Raw genomic sequence first — 21,218 nt, 5'->3', positions numbered from 1 at the left:
ACCATCGCTCCGAGCACTGGGTCGTCGTCAAGGGCACGGCGGAAGTGACGGTCGGAGAGAACGTGCAGATGCTGCGCGAAAACGAATCGGTCTATATCCCGCTCGGCGAAGTGCACCGCCTTTCCAACCCCGGCAAGATTCTGCTGGAGCTGATCGAAGTGCAGACGGGCTCCTATTTCGGCGAAGACGATATCATCCGCCTCGTCGACGAATTTGGCAGAAGCTGAATTCCCGCAGTAAAACAAAGATTTCGAAACGGCGGGCGCAAACCCGCCGTTTTTATTTTGGTATTGTGCGACAAGACTTTGGCAGTCCACCGAGATGTCTTGCATTCTCTCGCTGCATTGCACACACTGCCTTTGGGAACAGCAACCACCGCACAACGATGTGGGCTAGGCAAAGAGACATATGGCGATCAAGGCAAGCATCTATCATCTCACCCATTACAAATACGACAATCCGATCCGCCTCGGCCCTCAGATCATTCGCCTGAAACCTGCATCTCATTCCAAGACCCGCGTCCTCAGCCACTCGCTGAAGGTCACGCCATCAAATCATTTCGTGAACCTGCAACAGGATCCCTACGGCAATTATCTCGCCCGTTTCGTCTTTCCCGATCCGGTGACCGAGCTGAAGATCGAGGTCGATCTCGTTGCCGATATGACTGTTTATAATCCCTTCGACTTCTTCGTCGAAGAGGAGGCCACCAAATGGCCCTTCGCCTATCCCGAGACGATCCGCGAGGATCTGTCGATCTATATGACACCGGAAGAAGCCGGCCCCCGCCTACAGGCCTTCCTCGACACGCTCGACCGCTCCGAACAGCCGACCGTCGACATGATCGTCGGCATCAATGCAAGGCTGCAAAGAGAGATCGGCTACGTCATCCGCATGGAAACCGGCGTGCAGACGCCGGAGGAGACCCTGGAAACGGCTAGGGGATCCTGTCGCGACTCGAGCTGGCTATTCGTTCAGGTTCTCCGCCATCTCGGCCTTGCCGCCCGCTTCGTCTCCGGCTACCTCATACAGCTCACCCCGGATCTGAAGGCGCTCGACGGCCCGTCCGGCACCGAAGTCGATTTCACCGATCTGCATGCCTGGACGGAGGTCTATCTTCCCGGCGCCGGCTGGGTCGGCCTCGACCCGACATCGGGGCTGCTCACCGGCGAGAGCCATATTCCGCTCGCCGCCACGCCGCATTACCGCAACGCCGCTCCGATCTCCGGCGGCTATTTCGGCGAAGCCAACACCGAATTCGACTTCGACATGAAGGTCGTGCGTGTCGCCGAGCATCCACGCATCACCAAGCCTTTCTCCGATGAAAGCTGGGATGCACTGAATGCGCTCGGCAATGAGGTCGATCGCATTCTCAAGGAAGACGACGTGCGCCTGACCATGGGCGGCGAGCCGACCTTCGTCTCGATCGACGATTTCCAATCGGAGGAATGGAACACAGCCGCCGTCGGCCCGACCAAGCGCGACATGGCGGATCAGCTGATCCGCCGCCTGCGCGATCGCCTCGCTCCCGGCGGCTTCCTGCATTATGGCCAGGGCAAATGGTATCCGGGCGAAAGCCTGCCGCGCTGGACCTTCTCGCTCTACTGGCGCAAGGACGGCAAGCCCGTCTGGCAAAACCCGGCCTTGATCGCACAGGAGACCGTCAAGACCGGCGCAACTGCGGACGATGCTGGAAAGCTTCTGAGCGCAATTGCCAAGGAGCTGGCGATCGAACCCGACATGGTGTTGCCGGCCTATGAAGACCCGGCCGAATGGATCATCAAGGAAGGCAGCCTGCCGGAAAATGTCGACCCCTCCAATTCGAAACTGAAGGACCCGGAGGAGCGCAACCGCATCGCCCGCGTCTTCGAGCGCGGCCTGACGACGGCGACCGGCTATGTTCTTCCCGTGCAGGCCTGGAATGCACGCGCCTCAGCCACGCGCTGGGTCAGTGAAAAATGGAGCACGCGCCGCGGCAAGATCTACCTGGTGCCGGGCGACTCGCCGATCGGCTACCGCCTGCCGCTCGGCACCCTGCCCTATGTGCCGCCATCGCGTTATCCCTATATCCATACTGTCGATCCCTCCATTCCGCGCACGCCCTTGCCCGATGTCATCGTGCCCGCCGGCCGCGCCATGCCGGAAGCCTCGTTCCAGGCCGACGAAAGCGGGCAATCGCGCGTCGAACAGACGCTCGGCGATATCCGAGGTGCTGTACGCACGGCCATCTCGGTCGAGCCGCGCGACGGCCGGCTCTGTGTCTTCATGCCGCCGACCGAAGGGATCGAGCAGTATCTCGAGCTTTTGGCTGCCGCCGAGAATGCGGCTGCTGAGCTCGGGTTGCCGGTACATATCGAAGGCTATTCGCCACCGCAGGACGAGCGCATCAACGTCATCCGCGTCGCGCCCGATCCCGGCGTGATCGAGGTCAACATCCATCCCGCATCGAACTGGCAGGAATGCGTCGACATCACCACGACGGTTTACGAAGAGGCCCGGCTGACGCGTCTCGGCACCGACAAGTTCCTGATTGACGGCCGTCACACCGGAACCGGCGGTGGCAACCATGTCGTCGTCGGCGGTGCCAATCCGAACGAAAGCCCGTTCCTGCGCCGCCCCGATCTTCTGAAGAGCCTCGTGCTTCACTGGCAGCGCCATCCTTCCCTCTCCTATCTCTTTTCCGGCCTGTTCATCGGCCCGACCAGCCAGGCCCCGCGCATTGACGAAGCGCGTCACGACAGCCTCTACGAGCTGGAAATCGCGATAGCCCAGGTGCCGGCGCCCGGTCATGGCATTCCGCCTCTGCCCTGGCTTGTCGACCGTCTGTTTCGCAATCTTCTGACCGATTCCAGCGGCAACACTCATCGCTCGGAAATCTGCATCGACAAGCTGTTTTCGCCGGATGGCCCGACGGGGCGCCTCGGTCTGGTCGAGTTCCGCGGCTTCGAAATGCCGCCCAATGCCCGCATGAGCCTTGCCCAGCAATTGCTGGTGCGCGCCCTCATCGCCCGCTTCTGGCGCAATCCGATCGACGGAAAGTTCGTGCGCTGGGGCACGACGCTGCACGATCGTTTCATGCTGCCGCACTATGTCTGGCAGGATTTCCTCGATGTGCTCGCCGATCTCCGTGAAAACGGCTTCGATCTGCGTTCCGAATGGTTCCAGGCGCAGCTGGAATTCCGCTTTCCCTTCTGCGGCGAGGTCGAATACGAAGGCAACAAGCTGGAACTGCGCCAGGCGCTGGAGCCCTGGCATGTGCTGGGCGAGGAGGGCGCGATCGGAGGTACGGTCCGATACGTCGACTCGTCGGTGGAGCGCTTGCAGGTACGGCTGGAAACCAGCAACCCCACGCGCTACACCGTGTCCTGCAACGGGCGCCCGATGCCGTTGACGTCGACAGGCGCCTCGGGCGTCTTTGTCGCCGGCGTCCGCTACAAGGCATGGCATCCGGCTTCGGGCCTGCATCCGGTGCTATCAACCGATACGCCACTGACCTTCGACATTTATGATACATGGTCGCGCCGTTCGGTCGGCGGCTGCATCTATCATGTTGCCCATCCGGGTGGCCGGAACTATGACGTTTTTCCCGTCAACGGCAACGAGGCCGAAGCGCGACGCCTTGCGCGATTCGAACCTTGGGGGCATACGGCTGGCGGCTACGGCCTGCGGCCGGAGGCGGTATCGGCGGAATTCCCGCTGACGCTCGACCTCAGACGGCCGGCGGGAATTTGAAGCGGAAATATGCATGGCTAGAAAACCGGCAGCGGAACGACGTAACGAGGTAAAGGCTGGCATCGGCAACGATCCGGCCTTTGCCTATTGCGCGCTGCCCGGCGTCGCCGACGAGATGGTCGACAATACCGGCGCCGTGCGGCCGGTCTGGCAGAACCTGCTGTCAGCGCTGAGCCGCATGTCGGAACAGGAGCTGATGGAGCGTTTCGCCCGCGCCGACCGCTATCTGCGCGATGCCGGGGTTTTCTATCGCGCCTATGGAGCGACTGGCGTCAGCGAGCGCGAATGGCCCATCTCGCATATCCCGGTGCTGATCGACGAGAGCGAATGGCAGACGCTCTCCGAGGGCCTGCGCCAGCGCGCCGATCTGCTTGAAGAGGTCATTGCCGACATCTACGGCGACAACCGATTGGTAAACGAAGGTCTGCTGCCGCCGGCCCTGATCGCCGGCAATCCGGAGTTCTTGCGGCCTCTGGTCGGCGTCACGCCTGCGAACGGCCACTATCTGCATTTCCTGGCCTTCGAGATCGGCCGCGGTCCTGACGGCAACTGGTGGGTGCTGGCCGATCGCGCCCAGGCGCCATCCGGCGCCGGCTTTGCGCTCGAAACCCGCGTCGCGACGACGCGCGCCTTCTCCGACATCTATGCTGAAACCAGGGTTCACCGCCTCGCCTCCTTCTTCGGCGCCTTTCGCGATGCCTTGCTCGGCGGCAAGCGCGGCGCCGAGGGACGCGTCGCCGTTCTGACGCCGGGCCCGGCCAACGAAACCTATTACGAACACGCCTATATCGCCCGCTATCTCGGCTTCATGCTGCTCGAGGGCGAGGACATCAGCGTCGTCAACGACCAGCTGATGGTGCGCACCGTCGCCGGGCTGCGGCCGATCAGCGTGCTCTGGCGCCGCCTCGACGCCTCCTACGCCGATCCGCTGGAGCTCAATCAGCACTCCCATATCGGCACGCCGGGCTTGGTGGAAGCACTGCGGGCGCAGACCGTCTCAATCGTCAACGCCCTCGGCTCCGGTATTCTCGAAACCCGTGCCCTGCTTGCCTTCATGCCCACCATCTGTCGGCATCTGCGCGGCGAAGACCTGAAACTGCCGTCGATCGCCACCTGGTGGTGCGGCCAGAAGAGCGAGCGAGAACAGGTCGCGGCCAATATCGAGAAGATGGTGATCGGCCCGGCCTATTCCCGCATGCCCTTCTTCGACGACAGCGGCCAATCGGTGCTGGGCTCGACGCTGCGCAGCACCGCCCGCGACTCGATCGCCGACTGGCTGGCGACCGACGGCCAAAAGCTGGTCGGCCAGGAAGTCGTCACCCTTTCGACGACGCCGGCCTGGGTCAACGGCAAGCTTATGCCGCGGCCGATGAGCTTGCGCGTCTTCGCCGCCCGCACGGACAACGGCTGGCAGATCATGCCGGGCGGCTTTGCCCGCATCGGCAGCGGTGATGATGTTGCCGCCATTGCCATGCAGGCGGGTGGCTCGGCCGCCGACGTCTGGATCGTCTCCGACAAGCCCGTGGAAGCCCACACGCTGCTGCCGGCGGAAGAGACCTTCACCCGCAACATGCCGGGCAGCCTGCCCAGCCGCGCAGCCGACAATCTTTTCTGGCTCGGCCGCTATATCGAGCGGGCCGAGGGAGCCCTGCGCATCCTGCGCGCCTGGCATGGGCGCTTCGCCGAAGCCGCCGATCCCAACCAGCCGCTGCTCGCCGACGTCACCGCCTATCTGGCCGCCATCGACATAGACACCGAGAAAGCCGTACCGGAAAGCCTGCTGCGCAACATCGACAGCGCCGTCTACTCGGCCAGCAACATTCGCGACCGCTTTTCCCCGGACGGCTGGTTGGCGCTGACCGATCTCGCCAAGACCGCGCGCCGCTTCAAGGAGAAGGTGAAGCACGGCGACGACGCCAGCCACGCCATGACGATCCTCCTGCGCAAGCTTGCGGGTTTTGCCGGCCTCGTGCACGAGAACATGTATCGCTTCACCGGCTGGCGCTTCCTGTCGCTCGGCCGCTATATCGAACGCGGGCTGCACATGACGCGGCTTCTCGGCCATATGTCCGGCCCCGAGGCGCCCGATGGCGCGCTCGATATGCTGCTCGAAATCGGCGACAGCGTCATGACCCATCGCCGCCGCTACAACGTCAACACGGCGCGCCTGACGGTCACCGACCTGCTGGCGCTCGATCCGCTCAACCCGCGCTCAATCCTCTTCCAGATGAACGAGATCCACCGCGAAGTGGAGCAATTGCCGAACGCCTTCGTCAACGGTCAGATGTCACCCTTCTATCGCGAAGCCATGCGGCTGCATTCAGGCCTTGCGGTCATGACGCCGGAAACGATGACCGGCGAGGTCTATCAGCGGCTGGAACGCGAGCTGGAACGCCTCTCGGACCTGCTGGCCCGGACTTATCTCGGATGATGTGATGCTATACGACCTGTCGCTGCACATGGGCTATATCTACGACGCGCCGGCCAGCGGCGCGCGTCACATCGTGCGTTTGCTGCCACTGTCGCTGACCAACCGTCAGCGGCTGATCGCCGGCTCGCTGAAAGTTACGCCACATCCGGACGAGCAATCGAATTTCACCGATTTCTTCCAGCATCCGGCAACATCGATCCTGGTGCGCGACCCGCACGAGAAGCTTGATATCCGCATGCAGGCGCGCGTCCAGGTGGAGAGCCAGCCCGTCGCGGCCGACTTCTCGCCCTTGCTCGCCAAATTGCCGGATGAGGTCAGCGACTGCTGGTCGGTCGACCCCTCCTCGCCGCACCATTTCCTCGCCAGCAGCCCTCGCCTGCCCGAAACAGGCGAAATCGCCGGCTACAGCAGGCAATGGAAGACGACGAACCTGACGACCATGCAGATCGCCCATGCGGTCTGCTCCCAGATCCACAAGGATTTCGTCTACGATGCGAAGGCGACCACCGTCGATACCACGCCCAAGGAAGCCTTCCGCCTGAAGCGCGGCGTCTGCCAGGATTTCTCGCATGTGATGATCATTGCGCTGCGCAGCCTTGGCATACCCGCCGGCTATGTCAGCGGCTTCCTGCGCACCATCCCGCCGCCGGGCAAGGAACGGCTGGAAGGTGCCGACGCCATGCATGCCTGGGTGCGCGTCTGGTGCGGAGAAACCGCGGGCTGGATCGAGCTCGATCCGACGAACAATATTCCCGCCGGAACCGATCATATCGTCGTCGCCTATGGCCGCGACTACTCCGATGTCGCGCCGGTCATCGGCGTGCTCAAGGGCTATGGCAGCCAGAAAACCGTCCAGGCGGTGGATGTCGTTCCGATAAAACAGTAACAAACCAGGTCAAAATGAGACCGATCCGGCGGTTGTTAAAATTCGAACTGCCGCTTAAACCGTGGGTTTAGACTTTTCGCAGATATTCGCCACCAGTCTGAGGCTATTACTTCGTTGGGGCGAGCGTGATGATTAACGGTTCGAGTAAACTTCGTCGCATTATACAACTTCTAGAAGATCGAGCCGGCAATTTCAGCATCCTGACCGCGCTCTTGCTTGTTCCAATATGCTTGGCTGCAGGTACCGCGATCGACTATACGACCGCTGTCAGCCAGAGGACCAATCTGCAGGAAATTGCTGATGGCGCGGTCCTAGCCGGCGCAAAGGTATATGACGGAACCAATTTTGATGCTGCCAAGGCACAGGCGCAGGCCTTCATCGATGCCTATGCGACAACCACGCCCGTTGGCCTCACCTCTACCATAACCGCCAATGGAAACACGCTGCAGGTGGCCTTGACCGGCGCCGTGCCGACGACGTTGATGCGGCTTGGCAATATCAACAGCGTCAACATCAGCGTCAATTCCTCCACCTTTTCGCCGCCCAAACCCCAGAAGGTCACCCTGACGCCCACAAAGGCTCAAGGATACTACTATAAGATCGTTACCATTCGCGTTGTCCGGCCGAACACAACATCGGAAGTCGTTCTCGGCACGGTCGTTTATCAGCCAAATACGCATAATGACCAGGGTCAAGGCACTATGGTAGCCAATCCGCAAGGTGCTATCGATCTCGGCCAATATACCAAGCTTGTCCTGCAAATGGACATCAAGAATGATGGCTGCCCGCTCAATCAAACCGCTTCCGTAAACGGTAGAAATGACGTCACATGCAGCAATAGTTCCAGGGCGGTAGACAAGAGTTACGATCTGACCCTCAGAACCGACAACCCGGACACGTCCTATTATCTTTTCGTCAATGGAGTAGAGCTTCCGAAGGGAACCGTCGTACCTATCGAAAATTACTTCGGCTGCGCACAGCCGCAGAGCCATGCCTGGGAAGACGGTGGCGGTTGGGAACGCCAGGATTTTTTCTACACCATATCCTCGGTCTGCGCTTCCTCAGACGGCGATGCCGCCCGGTTGACTCAATAGGCTTGCTCTCAGCTTGAAAGCATCGAGCTCGATCCGACGAACAATATTCCCGCCGGAATCGACCATATCGTCGTCGCCTATGGCCGCGATTATTCCGATGTCGCGCCGGTCATCGGCGTGCTCAAAGCTACGGCAACCAGAAAACGGTCCAGGCCGTGGATGTCGTTTCGCTAAAACAGTAATAAACCAAGTCAAAATGAGACCGATCCGATAGTTTTCTAAAATTCGAACGACTGCTTAAACGGTCGACCAATATTTGTGATCGCATAGTCCCGCTCATTCTTGAGGCTTTTAACTCTCTCCAACAGGCGGACATGATGATCTCCGGTTCGGATAAACTTCGTACCTTAAAACAACTTCTACGTGATAAGGCCGGAAACTTCGGCATCCTCACGGCGATTGCGATCCCGGTGCTCGCCGCGGCAGGTGGCGTCGCGATCGATGTCACCAACATGTCGCTGTCGCACAGCCAGCTCCAGGAAGCTACGGACTCCGCCGCGCTTGCTGCAGCAACGGCGCTGGCCGCTGGCAGCGCTACGACGACGACCGCAAAGGACCTCGCCAACAATTTCGTCCTCGGTCAGATGTCGAACTATCTTGCCGGGGATACGGACACGACGAATGCGCTCAAAGCGGGGACTTCGACCACCGTTACGTCGAGCAGCAACTCATCGGGCGGCACCAGCTATTCGGTTGTCGTCAACGCGTCCTACAATATGTCAGTGAACGGTATGAGCCAATTGCTCGGTCTGCATACGATGACCGTTTCCGCATCGAGTTCTACAAGCAGCGGAACTGCAGTTGAGAAAACCGCATTGTCGATGGAGATCGCGCTCGACAAGTCCGGCTCGATGCTGCTGAACACCAACGTCGTCGATACAACGCAGACCAGCTGTATCCAGTATTATACTGATGGAATCTACCTATATCAGTATTCGAAACCCAAAAGCCCTTGCTACATCAAGAAGATCGCAGCTTTGAAGACGGCTGTCGGCACTCTGCTCGACCAGCTCGATGCCGCCGACCCCAATTCGCAATATGTCCGCACGGCGGCCATAGCATGGAGCAGCCAGGTCGATAGCTCCAGCACACTTGCCTGGGGGACGAAGTCGACCCGCAACAATGTCATTAGCGGGCTGAATGCCGACGGCGGCACCGAGTCCAGCGCACCGATGGCGTTGGCGTATAGCAGCCTCATTGCACCCGCCGAAGCAACCGAACAAGCCAAGAAAGGCAATACGACATTTCAGAAATTCATCGTCTTGATGACCGATGGAGAAAACAACGCCACCAGTTCGGATCAGAAGACACTAGACACATGCGCGATGGCAAAAGCTGCGGGCGTACAAATCTATACCGTCGCCTTCATGGCGCCGACACGTGGTCAAAATCTCTTGCAGAGCTGTGCATCAAGCTCCTCCAATTACTTTGATGCACAACAAATGTCCGATCTCCTCGCCGCCTTCAAAACCATCGGCGCGCAGGCATCGAAACAAACTACGCTCCTAACGAAGTAATAGGTGCGCCGCTTGATTCATAAGAAAGCCGCCCGGATCGCTCCGGAGCGGCTTTTTCTTGTCAATCAATCCATCGATAAGAGCCGGAAAAACAATCGAAATCAAGTCTTTTCGCCGCCTCGGAAGCGTTGGCTCGCTATTTTCGCATCCGCGTCATTCACCTGTTGCAACTGCTTTACATCGGTGCGTAAAGTGATAGTGAAACGGAAAGGCAATTTGCTTTATTCAGGCATAACACTCTGAATATAAAACACAAATGGCGAGAGTTGATAGTATGAATAACTTGACGAAGGCCGATCTGCCCGTTCCAGCGCCCCGCAGTTCCCGCCCTGAAATCCTCGCGGAAGAAATCATCGAACGCCTGACCTACCGCATCGGCAAGGATGCGAAAGTGGCCAAGCCGCACGATTGGCTGACCGCGACGATCCTCGTCGTTCGTGACCGCGTTATCGACAGATGGATGGAATCGACCCGCAAGGTCTACGAGACCGGCGCCAAGCGCGTGTACTATCTATCTCTCGAATTCCTGATCGGCCGCCTGATGCGCGACGCCGTCTCCAATCTCGGCCTGATGGAGGAAATCACCAACGCGCTCGCCTCGCTCGGCGTCGACGTTCGCGTCATCGCCGGCCTCGAGCCGGACGCCGCACTCGGCAATGGCGGTCTCGGCCGCCTCGCCGCCTGTTTCATGGAATCCATGGCGACCGTCGAAGTGCCGGCCTATGGCTATGGCATTCGTTACGTGCACGGCCTGTTCCGTCAGCAGATGGCCGACGGCTGGCAGGTGGAATTGCCGGAAACATGGCTCGCGCACGGCAATCCCTGGGAATTCGAACGCCAGGAAAGCTCCTATGAAATCGGCTTCGGCGGCGGCGTCGAGACCGTCAGCAGCCATGACGATCAGCCTCGCTATGTGTGGAAGCCGGCCGAACGCGTTATTGCCGCCGCATTCGATACGCCCGTCGTCGGCTGGCGCGCCAAGCGCGTCAACACGCTGCGTCTCTGGTCGGCTCAACCGATCGATCCGATCCTGCTCGATGCCTTCAATGCCGGCGACCACATCGGCGCGCTCCGGGAGAGCAACAAGGCCGAGAGCCTGACGCGCGTTCTCTATCCGGCTGATGGGACCCCCGCCGGCCAGGAGTTGCGCCTGCGCCAGGAGTTTTTCTTCTCGTCGGCCTCGCTGCAGGACATTATTCGCCGCCATCTGCAGCAATATGACGATCTGACCAATCTGGCCGACAAGGTCGCAATCCAGCTGAACGACACGCATCCGGCCGTCTCCGTCGCCGAAATGATGCGCCTGCTGGTCGATATTCATGGCCTCGAATTCGACAAGGCCTGGGATATCACCCGCAACACCTTCGGCTACACCAACCATACGCTTCTGCCGGAAGCGCTGGAAAGCTGGCCCGTGCCGCTGTTCGAACGGCTCCTGCCGCGCCACATGCAGATCATCTACGCCATCAACGCCAAGATTCTCGTCGAAGCCCGCAAGGCCCGCAATTTCAGCGACACCGAAATCCGCTCGATTTCATTGATCGATGAGAACGGTGACCGGCGCCTGCGCATGGGCAATCTCGCCTTTGTCGGTTCGCATTCGATCAACGGCGTTTCCGCACTCCACACCGACCTGATGAAGGTCACCGTCTTCGCCGACCTGCACAAGCTCTATCCGGACCGCATCAACAACAAGACGAACGGCATCACGCCGCGTCGGTGGCTGATGCAGTGCAACCCCGGCCTCACCAGTCTTATCCGTGAAACCATCGGCGACGCCTTCCTTGACGACGCCGAACTGCTGAAGCCGCTGGATAAGTTCGCCCGGGACAGCGCCTTCCAGGAGAAGTTCGCCGCCATCAAGCGCGCCAACAAGGTGCAGCTTTCCAATCTCGTGGCGAGCCGCATGGGCATCAAGCTCGATCCGAATGCGATGTTCGACATTCAGATCAAGCGCATCCACGAATACAAGCGCCAGCTTCTCAACATCATCGAGACCGTGGCGCTCTACGATCAGATCCGTTCGCATCCAGAATTGGACTGGCAGCCGCGCGTCAAGCTCTTCGCCGGCAAGGCGGCGCCGAGCTACCACAATGCAAAGCTCATCATCAAGCTGATCAACGATGTCGCCCGCGTCATCAACAATGACCCGTCGGTGCGCGGCCTGCTGAAGGTCGTCTTCGTGCCGAACTACAATGTCTCGTTGGCCGAAGTCATGGTTCCGGCCGCCGATCTCTCCGAGCAGATTTCGACCGCCGGCATGGAAGCATCCGGCACCGGCAACATGAAGTTCGGCCTCAATGGCGCGCTGACCATCGGTACGCTGGATGGCGCCAATGTCGAAATGCGCGACAATGTCGGCGAGGACAACATCATCATCTTCGGCCTCAAGGCGGACGAAGTCGCCAGCCTGCGCAGCGACGGCCACGATCCCCGCGCCGTCATCGAACGCTCGCGCGAGCTGTCGCAGGCGCTTGCGGCCATCGCGTCGGGCGTCTTCTCTCCTGACGACCGCAATCGCTATGCTGTCCTGACCGAGGGCATCTACAGCCATGACTGGTTCATGGTCGCCGCCGATTTCGACGCCTATGCTTCAGCTCAACGCGAAGTCGATATACTCTGGGCCAATCCATCCGAATGGTATGCCAAGACGATCAACAACACCGCTCGCATGGGCTGGTTCTCCTCCGACCGGACGATCCGTCAATATGCCAAGGAAATTTGGAGAGCCGGATGAAAAAGCCGAAAAGACCCGCTGACGGCACAAGCTTGAGGGACATTTCGGCAGACGAAATTGCTGCAATTCTCGCAGGCACGCATTCCGACCCGTTCGCCGTTCTCGGCGTGCATCGGACGGATGATGGGTTTGTGACCCGCTGCTTCATTCTTGGCGCCGAGGCCGTGACCGCCATGGCACTGGACGGTTCCGTCATCGGCGAGCTGGATTGCCTTGATCCGGCGGGCTTCTTTTCCGGCGATGTGAAACTTACCAAGCAGCAACCGGTGCGCTATCGCGCCCGGCGCGGCGATGCCGAATGGGCGGTGACCGACCCCTACAGCTTCGGCCCGGTTCTCGGACCGATGGATGACTATTTCGCTCGTCAGGGCACGCATTTGCGCCTGTTCGACAAGATGGGCGCCCATCCCCTGAAGCATGAGGGCGTCCAGGGCTTTCATTTCGCCGTCTGGGCGCCGAACGCCCAGCGCGTTTCTGTCGTCGGCGACTTCAACGCCTGGGATGGCCGTCGGCATGTCATGCGTTACCGATCGGACTCTGGCATCTGGGAGATCTTCGCGCCGGATGTGCCGGCCGGTGTGGCCTACAAGTTCGAAATCCGCGGCAAGGACGGCGTTGTGCTGCCGCTGAAGGCCGATCCCTTCGCCCGCCGGAGTGAGCTGCGCCCGAAGACCGCTTCTGTCACGGCCAACGAGATGAGCCAGATCTGGGAGGATGCGGCCCATCGCGAGCATTGGGCGAGCGTCGACCAGCGCCGTCAGCCGATCAGCATCTATGAGGTGCATGCGAGCTCCTGGCAGCGCCGCGACGACGGCTCCATGCTGTCCTGGGATGAGCTCGCCTCGCGCCTGATCCCCTATTGCGTCGATATGGGCTTCACCCATATCGAGTTCCTGCCGATCACCGAGCATCCCTACGACCCGTCCTGGGGCTATCAGACCACGGGCCTCTATGCACCCACGGCCCGTTTCGGCGAGCCGGAAGGGTTTGCCCGTTTCGTCAATGGCTGCCACAAGGTCGGCATCGGCGTCATCCTTGATTGGGTGCCGGCGCATTTCCCGACCGACGAGCACGGGCTTCGCTGGTTCGACGGCACGGCGCTCTATGAGCATGAAGACCCGCGCAAGGGTTTTCATCCCGATTGGAATACGGCGATCTACAATTTCGGTCGTACCGAAGTTCTCTCCTATCTCGAGAACAATGCGCTCTTCTGGGCGGAAAAGTACCATCTGGACGGTTTACGCGTCGATGCCGTCGCCTCCATGCTCTACCTGGATTATTCCCGCAAGCACGGCGAATGGATCCCCAACGAATATGGCGGCAACGAAAATCTCGAGGCGGTCCGCTTTCTCCAGTCGATGAACGCGCGGGTTTACGGCGCGCATCCGGGCGTCATGACCATCGCCGAGGAATCCACCTCCTGGCCGAAAGTGTCGCAGCCGGTCCACGAAGGCGGCCTCGGCTTCGGCTTCAAGTGGAACATGGGCTTCATGCACGACACGCTGAGCTATCTCTCCCGCGAGGCCGTGCACCGCAAGTATCACCACAATGAGCTGACCTTCGGCCTGATCTATGCCTTCTCGGAAAACTTCGTCCTGCCGCTCTCCCATGACGAAGTGGTGCACGGCAAGGGATCGCTGATCGCCAAGATGGCCGGCGACGACTGGCAGAAATTCGCCAACCTGCGTGCCTACTATGCCTTCATGTGGGGTTATCCCGGCAAGAAGCTGTTGTTCATGGGTCAGGAATTCGCGCAGTGGAGCGAGTGGAGCGAAGAGCGCGCGCTGGATTGGAATCTGCTGCAATATCGCATGCATGAAGGCATGCGGCGCCTGGTGCGCGATCTCAACTTCACCTATCGCAGCAAGCCGGCATTGCATGCCCGCGATTGCGAGGGCGACGGTTTCGAATGGCTGATCGTCGATGATTTCGAGAATTCGGTCTTCGCCTGGCTGCGCAAGGCGCCGGGTGAAAAACCGGTTGCGGTCATCACCAATTTTACGCCAGTCTACCGTGAGAATTATACGTTGCGCTTGCCGGCGGAGGGGCGGTGGCGTGAAATACTGAATACCGATGCCGACATTTATGGCGGCAGCGGCAAGGGGAACGGCGGGCGTGTCCAGGCCGTCAATGCAGGCGGAGGCGTACAGGCGACGATAACGCTGCCTCCGTTGGCGACCATCATGCTCGAACCGGAATTTTGAGATCATTACGGACAGGGAGGAATAAAATGGTAGAAAAACGTTTCCAGCCGCTGGCACGCGATGCCATGGCCTACGTTCTTGCCGGGGGTCGAGGCAGCCGATTGAAGGAACTCACTGACCGCCGGGCGAAGCCGGCCGTCTACTTCGGCGGCAAGACCCGAATCATCGATTTCGCCCTGTCCAACGCACTCAACTCCGGTATCCGCCGCATCGGTGTCGCCACTCAGTACAAAGCGCACTCGCTGATCCGCCATATGCAGCGCGGCTGGAACTTCTTTCGGCCCGAGCGAAACGAAAGTTTCGATATCCTGCCGGCCTCGCAGCGCGTGTCGGAAACGCAATGGTATGAAGGCACGGCCGACGCCGTCTACCAGAACATCGACATCATCGAGCCCTATGGCCCGGAATACATGGTCATCCTCGCCGGCGACCACATCTATAAGATGGACTATGAATGGATGCTGCAGCAGCACGTCGATTCCGGCGCCGAGGTCACCATCGGCTGCCTCGAAGTGCCCCGCATGGAGGCGGTCGGCTTCGGCGTCATGCATGTCAACGAGAAGGACGAGATCATCGATTTCGTCGAGAAGCCCGCGGATCCGCCCGGTATTCCCGGCAATCCGGATTTCGCGCTGGCCTCGATGGGCATCTATGTCTTCCACACGAAGTTCCTGATCGAATGCCTGCGGCGCGACGCCGCCGACCCGAATTCCAGCCGTGACTTCGGCAAGGACATCATTCCCTACATCGTCAAGAACGGCAAAGCCGTCGCGCACCGCTTCGCGCAGTCCTGCGTCCGTTCCGATTTCGAGCGCGAAGCCTATTGGCGCGACGTCGGCACGATCGATGCCTATTGGCAGGCCAATATCGACCTGACCGCCGTGGTGCCGGAACTCGACATCTACGACAAGTCCTGGCCGATCTGGACCTATGCGGAAATCAGCCCGCCGGCCAAATTCGTCCATGACGACGAGGACCGTCGCGGTTCGGCTGTCTCCTCCGTCGTCGCCGGCGACTGCATCATTTCCGGCGCCAGCCTCTACAACAGCCTGCTGTTCACCGGCGTGCGCGCCAACTCCTACTCCAAGCTGGAGGGAGCAGTGGTGCTGCCGAGCGTCAAGGTCGGCCGCCGAGCGCAGCTCAAGAATGTCGTCATCGACCATGGCGTCACCATTCCGGAGGGCCTGATCGTCGGCGAAGATCCGGAACTGGACGCCAAGCGCTGGCGCCGTACGGAAAGTGGCATCTGCCTGATCACCCAGACGATGATCGACAAGCTGGATATCTGAGGCATGAAGGTCCTTTCGGTTGCATCCGAGGTTTTCCCCCTGATCAAGACGGGGGGCCTGGCCGATGTGGCCGGCGCCCTGCCCATTGCACTGAAACCTTATGGTGTAGAAACCAGGACCCTCATCCCGGGCTATCCCGCGGTCATGAAAGCCATTCGCGACCCAGTGGTCTGCCTAGAATTCACCGATCTGCTCGGCGAACAGGCGACCGTGCTGGAAGTCGAGCATGGCGGCATTTCTTTCCTCGTGCTGGATGCGCCGGCCTACTACACCCGCACCGGCGGACCCTATGTCGATGCCATGGGAAAGGATTACCCTGACAACTGGCGGCGTTTCGCCGCCTTGTCGCTGGCCGGTGCGGAAATCGCTGCTGGCCGATTGCCCGGCTGGCAGCCGGATCTGGTGCATGCCCATGACTGGCAATCCGCCCTGGTGCCGGTCTACATGCGTTACTATCCGACGCCGGAACTGCCGAGCGTGCTCACGATCCACAACATTGCCTTTCAGGGTCAATTCGGCCCCAGCATCTTCCCCGGCCTGCGCTTGCCGGCGCACGCCTTTTCCGTGGAGGGTGTCGAATATTACGGCGATGTCGGTTTTCTCAAGGGCGGCCTGCAGACGGCCCATGCGCTGACCACCGTCAGCCCGTCCTATGCCGAGGAAATCCTGACGCCGGAATTCGGCATGGGTCTCGAGGGCGTCATCGCCAGCAGGGCAAACAGCCTCCACGGCATCGTCAACGGCATCGACGACCACATCTGGAATCCTGCGACCGACGCGATGATCGCGCAGACCTATAGCGCCGCGACACTCAAGGACCGCGCTGTCAACCGCGAGCGCGTCATCGCGCATTTCGGGCTCGACCACGATGACGGGCCGATCTTCTGCGTCGTCAGCCGCCTCACCTGGCAGAAGGGCATGGACCTTCTGGCCGGCATTGCCAGCGAGATCGTTCACATGGGCGGCAAGCTCGCCATCCTGGGCGCCGGCGACGCGGCGCTGGAAGGCGCGTTGTTCGCCGCAGCCGGCCGCCATCGCGGCCGCGTCGGGGTTTCGGCCGGGTATAACGAGCCGATGTCGCATATCATGCAGGGCGGTTGCGACGCGATTATCATCCCCTCGCGCTTCGAACCCTGTGGCCTCACGCAGCTTTATGGCTTACGCTATGGCTGCCTGCCGATTGTCGCGCGTACGGGTGGGCTCAACGACACCATTATCGACGCCAACCACGCTGCGCTGCAGGCCAAAGTCGCAACCGGCATTCAGTTCTCGCCCGTTACTGCCGAAGGGCTGCTGCAAGCCATGCGCCGTGCCATGCACCTTTTCCAGGATCGAAAGGTCTGGACGCAGATGCAAAAGCAGGGCATGAAATCCGACGTATCCTGGGGCAGAAGCGCAGAACGCTACGCCGCTCTCTACTCCAGTCTTGTCTCGAGAGGCGCTTAACCCGATGATTAAAACCGTATCCACCACCCCCTACGCGGATCAGAAACCCGGCACCTCGGGCCTGCGAAAGAAGGTTCCCGAATTCCAGCGGCCGAATTACGCGGAGAACTTCATTCAGTCGATTTTCGATTCGCTCGAAGGCTATCAGGGCAAGTGCCTGGTCATCGGCGGCGACGGCCGTTACTACAATCGCGACGTCATTCAGAAGGCCATCAAGATGGCCGCCGCAAACGGCTTCGGCAAGGTGATGGTCGGCAAGGGCGGCATCCTCTCGACGCCCGCTGCCTCGAACATCATCCGCAAGTACAAGGCGTTCGGCGGCATCATATTGTCGGCCAGCCACAATCCCGGTGGCCCGACCGAAGATTTCGGCATCAAGTACAATATCGGCAATGGCGGCCCGGCGCCGGAAAAGATCACGGATGCCATCTACGAGCGCTCCAAGGTCATCGACAGCTACAAGATATCAGATTTTCCGGACATCAATCTCGATCGCATCGCCCGCGAAGATATCGGCGGCATGATCGTTTCGGTCATCGACCCGGTCGAAGACTACGCTGCCCTGATGGAGGAGCTGTTCGATTTCGGCGCCATCCGCAATCTGATCAGCCTCGGCTTCCGCCTCTGCTTCGATGCGATGAGCGCGGTCACCGGACCCTATGCCAAGGAGATATTCGAGATCCGCCTCGGGGCGCCCGATGGATCGGTGCGCAACTTTCTGCCGCTGCCCGACTTCGGCGGCCATCACCCGGACCCGAACCTCGTCTACTGCAAGGAGCTCTACGACGAGATGATGGGCGACGATGCGCCCGACTTCGGCGCGGCATCGGACGGCGACGGCGACCGTAACCTGATCATCGGCAAGGGCATCTATGTCACGCCGTCGGACAGCTTGGCGATCCTCGCGGCCAACGCCAATCTCGCGCCCGGCTATTCGCACGGCATTGCCGGTATCGCCCGTTCCATGCCGACCAGTGGTGCTGCCGACCGCGTCGCCGAAAAGCGCGGCATTGGCATGTACGAAACCCCGACCGGCTGGAAATTCTTCGGCAACCTGCTCGATGCCGGCATGGCGACGATCTGTGGCGAGGAAAGCTCGGGCACTGGCTCCAACCACGTTCGCGAAAAGGACGGCCTCTGGGCCGTGCTGCTCTGGCTCAACATTCTCGCCGTGCGCGGCGAAAGCGTCGTGGATATCGTGACCCAGCATTGGGCAACCTACGGCCGCAACTATTATTCCCGCCACGACTATGAAGGCGTCGACACCGATGCCGCCAACGGCCTGATTGCGGCGCTGCGCGAGAAGCTGCCGACCCTGCCGGGCACGAAGTATGGCGATCTCACTGTTTCCGCTGCCGATGACTTCGCCTATCACGATCCGGTCGACAAATCCGTCAGCCAGCATCAGGGCATCCGCATCCTGTTCGAGGGCGGCTCCCGCGTCGTCTTCCGCCTGTCCGGCACCGGCACGACGGGCGCGACCCTGCGCGTCTACATCGAACGCTACGAGCCCGATCCGACCCGCCACAACATCGAGACGCAGGAAGCACTCGCCGACCTCATTACCGCAGCCCAGGAAATCGCTGACATCAAGGGCCGCACCGGCCGCGACGCACCGACTGTTATCACCTGAACCTACGGACTAAGCCCCTTCTCCCCGCATATGCGGAGAGAAGGTGGCCAGTCGTTTCCGAACGAAGTGAGCCAGCGACTGGTCGGATGAGGGGCCTTCTCAAAATTCACCGCGACCGCAGAACTTGCCGGACGCTCTGCCCCTCACCCTAGCCCTCTCCCCGCAAGCGGGGAGAGGGGACCATCTCCAGACATCCGGAAAGCCCGCCAGACATGTCAGAGCCGACAATCCGCTGCCTTGGCGCTACCCTCACCGACACGGGCGTTGAATTTGCCGTCTGGTCCAGGCATGCCGAACGGATCGAATTTTGCCTGTTCGATGCCGAGGGCAAGAAGGAAATCTCGCGCCTGCCATTGACCCGCGACGGCGAGGAGCATCGCCTTTTCGTCAAGGGGGCCAAGGAGGGTATGCGCTATGGCCTGCGCGCCCACGGCACATACGATCCCGACCAAGGCTTGTGGTTCGACCCGTCCAAACTGCTGATCGATCCCTATGCCAAGGAGATCGACCGGCCGTTCAGGTACGATCCGCGCCTTGGGTCTTTCGGAGAAGACACGCAGGATCTCATGCCGAAGGCGATCGTCTCACGCGATGTCACTGTTACCCCGGCCAAGCCGCTGTTTCAGCCGGGCGGCCTGGTCTACGAGATCGCCGTCAAGCCCTTCACCATGCTGCACCCGGACGTGCCGGCGGGAAAACGCGGCACGCTCAGCGCCCTCGCCCATCCCTCCGTCATCGCCCACCTCAAGCGCCTGCAGGTGAACGCCGTCGAGCTGATGCCGATTACCGCTTGGATCGACGAACGGCACCTGCCGCCGCTCGGCCTCACCAATGGCTGGGGCTACAATCCCGTTGCCTTCATGGCGCTCGACCCGCGTCTCGTGCCCGGCGGCATCAGGGAATTGCGCGAAACGGTCGCGGCCCTCCATGCCGAAGGCATCGCCGTCATCCTCGATCTCGTCTTCAATCACACGGGTGAAAGCGATCGCCAGGGGCCGACGCTATCGCTGCGCGGCCTCGACAACCCCACTTATTTCCGTCATCTGCCGGATCAGCCCGGCACGCTGGTCAACGACACAGGCACCGGCAACACTGTCGCCTGCGACCAGCCGGCGACGCGCAAGCTCATCCTCGACAGCCTTCGCCATTTCGTCCAGCATGCCGGCATCGACGGTTTCCGTTTCGACCTCGCCACGGTAATCGGACGCGGCACCAAGGGGTTCGATCCCGAAAGCATGACACTGCGCACCATGCTGGCGGATGAGGTACTTCAGGATCGCATCCTCATCGCCGAACCTTGGGACATCGGTCCCGGCGGCTATCAGCTGGGGAATTTTCCAGCACCTTTTCTCGAATGGAACGACCGCGCCCGCGACGATCTCCGCCGCTTCTGGCGCGGTGACAGCAGGATCGGCGATCTGGCGACGATCCTTGCCGGCTCCTCCTCCATCTTCGGCCGCGACGGCCGCACGCGGACGCGCAGCGTCAACTTCCTCGCCGCCCATGACGGCTTCACGCTGATGGACCTCGTCTCCTATGCCGAAAAGCACAATGAAGCCAACGGCGAGAACAACCGCGACGGCCACAACGAGAATTTCTCCTGGAACAACGGCGTCGAAGGCTGGACCGAAGATCAGACCATCCAGCGCAAGCGCCGCGCCGATATCGAAGCGATGCTCTCGACGCTCTTTGCCACGCGTGGCACGATCATGCTGACGGCCGGCGACGAAGGCGGACGCAGCCAGCAAGGCAACAACAACGCCTATTGCCAGGACAATGCCATCACCTGGATGGACTGGGCAAAGCTGGACGAGGAACTGATAGGCCACACCGCATGGCTTGCCGGCCTGCGCCGCCGCTTCGGCGTCTTCAGCAAAACGGAATTCTTTCGTGGCGACAACGACGTCGTCTGGGTCTCCGCCACGGGTACGCCGCTGACCGTGCCGGAGTGGGAAGCACCAGATGCCGGCATGCTCGGCATGGCGATCGAAACGCAGGATCGCGTCAGCGGCCGGCCGACACGTCTCGCCGTGCTCCTCAATCGCACCGCAGGTGGACTCCACGTCACGCTGCCGCCATCGGAGAAAGACGGCTGGTCGCTGCTCACTACGACAGGCGAAATGCCAGCCGGCGAGCAGACCACTATTCCCGCCCGCTCCGTCAGCTTCTTCGTCGAAACCTGATCTCCGTTGCACTTTCCGTCCCGATTCGTCAGAAAGGGCCAGTGACCACATAGAGCATTTCCGTTTTAA

At 60.8% G+C, this 21,218-nt stretch carries 12 protein-coding genes and 1 pseudogene; all 13 read left to right on the top strand.

Translation table 11 applies throughout. The features are described from left to right. A partial coding sequence (locus JTP94_RS26465; RefSeq protein ID WP_204853384.1) for a cupin domain-containing protein occupies positions 1-227 on the top strand: 227 nt, incomplete at its 5' end. A 181-nt stretch (positions 228-408) separates the two neighbouring features. Beyond that, positions 409-3,729: a DUF2126 domain-containing protein gene (locus tag JTP94_RS26460; RefSeq protein ID WP_204853383.1), complete on the top strand. Its 3,321-nt coding sequence runs from the start codon at positions 409-411 to the stop codon at positions 3,727-3,729. 13 nt (positions 3,730-3,742) lie between these two features. Continuing rightward, positions 3,743-6,160 (top strand): circularly permuted type 2 ATP-grasp protein, encoded by a 2,418-nt coding sequence (locus JTP94_RS26455; RefSeq protein ID WP_204853382.1) that lies wholly within the window; start codon positions 3,743-3,745, stop codon positions 6,158-6,160. Between the two features lie 4 nt (positions 6,161-6,164). Further along, positions 6,165-7,046, top strand: a complete 882-nt coding sequence (locus JTP94_RS26450) for a transglutaminase family protein (protein WP_204853381.1) — start codon at positions 6,165-6,167, stop codon at positions 7,044-7,046. 128 nt (positions 7,047-7,174) lie between these two features. After that, a complete protein-coding gene (locus JTP94_RS26445; protein ID WP_204853380.1) occupies positions 7,175-8,140 on the top strand; it encodes a TadE/TadG family type IV pilus assembly protein in 966 nt (321 codons plus the stop codon). Between the two features lie 21 nt (positions 8,141-8,161). Beyond that, positions 8,162-8,322, top strand: a pseudogene (locus tag JTP94_RS35655) (transglutaminase family protein); the annotation flags it as partial. A 132-nt stretch (positions 8,323-8,454) separates the two neighbouring features. Continuing rightward, the gene (locus JTP94_RS26440) at positions 8,455-9,657 is read left to right on the top strand and encodes a vWA domain-containing protein (RefSeq protein WP_246755347.1); all 1,203 of its coding nucleotides are present in this window, start codon (positions 8,455-8,457) and stop codon (positions 9,655-9,657) included. 274 nt (positions 9,658-9,931) lie between these two features. Further along, positions 9,932-12,394, top strand: a complete 2,463-nt coding sequence (locus JTP94_RS26435) for a glycogen/starch/alpha-glucan phosphorylase (protein ID WP_204853379.1) — start codon at positions 9,932-9,934, stop codon at positions 12,392-12,394. Continuing rightward, positions 12,391-14,598 (top strand): 1,4-alpha-glucan branching protein GlgB, encoded by a 2,208-nt coding sequence (gene glgB / locus JTP94_RS26430; RefSeq protein ID WP_204853378.1) that lies wholly within the window; start codon positions 12,391-12,393, stop codon positions 14,596-14,598. The genes JTP94_RS26435 and glgB overlap by 4 nt, the downstream gene beginning before the upstream one ends. A 26-nt stretch (positions 14,599-14,624) precedes the next feature. Further along, positions 14,625-15,887 carry a glucose-1-phosphate adenylyltransferase gene (gene glgC / locus JTP94_RS26425; RefSeq protein ID WP_204853377.1) on the top strand — a complete coding sequence of 421 codons (1,263 nt, stop codon included), beginning with the start codon at positions 14,625-14,627 and terminating at the stop codon, positions 15,885-15,887. Positions 15,888-15,890: 3 nt separating this feature from the next. After that, a complete protein-coding gene (gene glgA, locus JTP94_RS26420) occupies positions 15,891-17,333 on the top strand; it encodes a glycogen synthase GlgA (protein ID WP_204853376.1) in 1,443 nt (480 codons plus the stop codon). 4 nt (positions 17,334-17,337) lie between these two features. Continuing rightward, positions 17,338-18,966 carry an alpha-D-glucose phosphate-specific phosphoglucomutase gene (locus tag JTP94_RS26415; protein ID WP_204853375.1) on the top strand — a complete coding sequence of 543 codons (1,629 nt, stop codon included), beginning with the start codon at positions 17,338-17,340 and terminating at the stop codon, positions 18,964-18,966. 212 nt (positions 18,967-19,178) lie between these two features. Then, a complete protein-coding gene (gene glgX / locus JTP94_RS26410) occupies positions 19,179-21,149 on the top strand; it encodes a glycogen debranching protein GlgX (protein ID WP_204853374.1) in 1,971 nt (656 codons plus the stop codon). Positions 21,150-21,218 lie beyond the last annotated feature (69 nt).

The organism is Martinezella lusitana (genome assembly GCF_016901135.1).
Lineage (GTDB): Bacteria > Pseudomonadota > Alphaproteobacteria > Rhizobiales > Rhizobiaceae > Rhizobium > Rhizobium lusitanum_D.
Note: the sequence above shows the minus strand (reverse complement) of the source record. Positions and strands in the feature narration are given on the sequence as shown.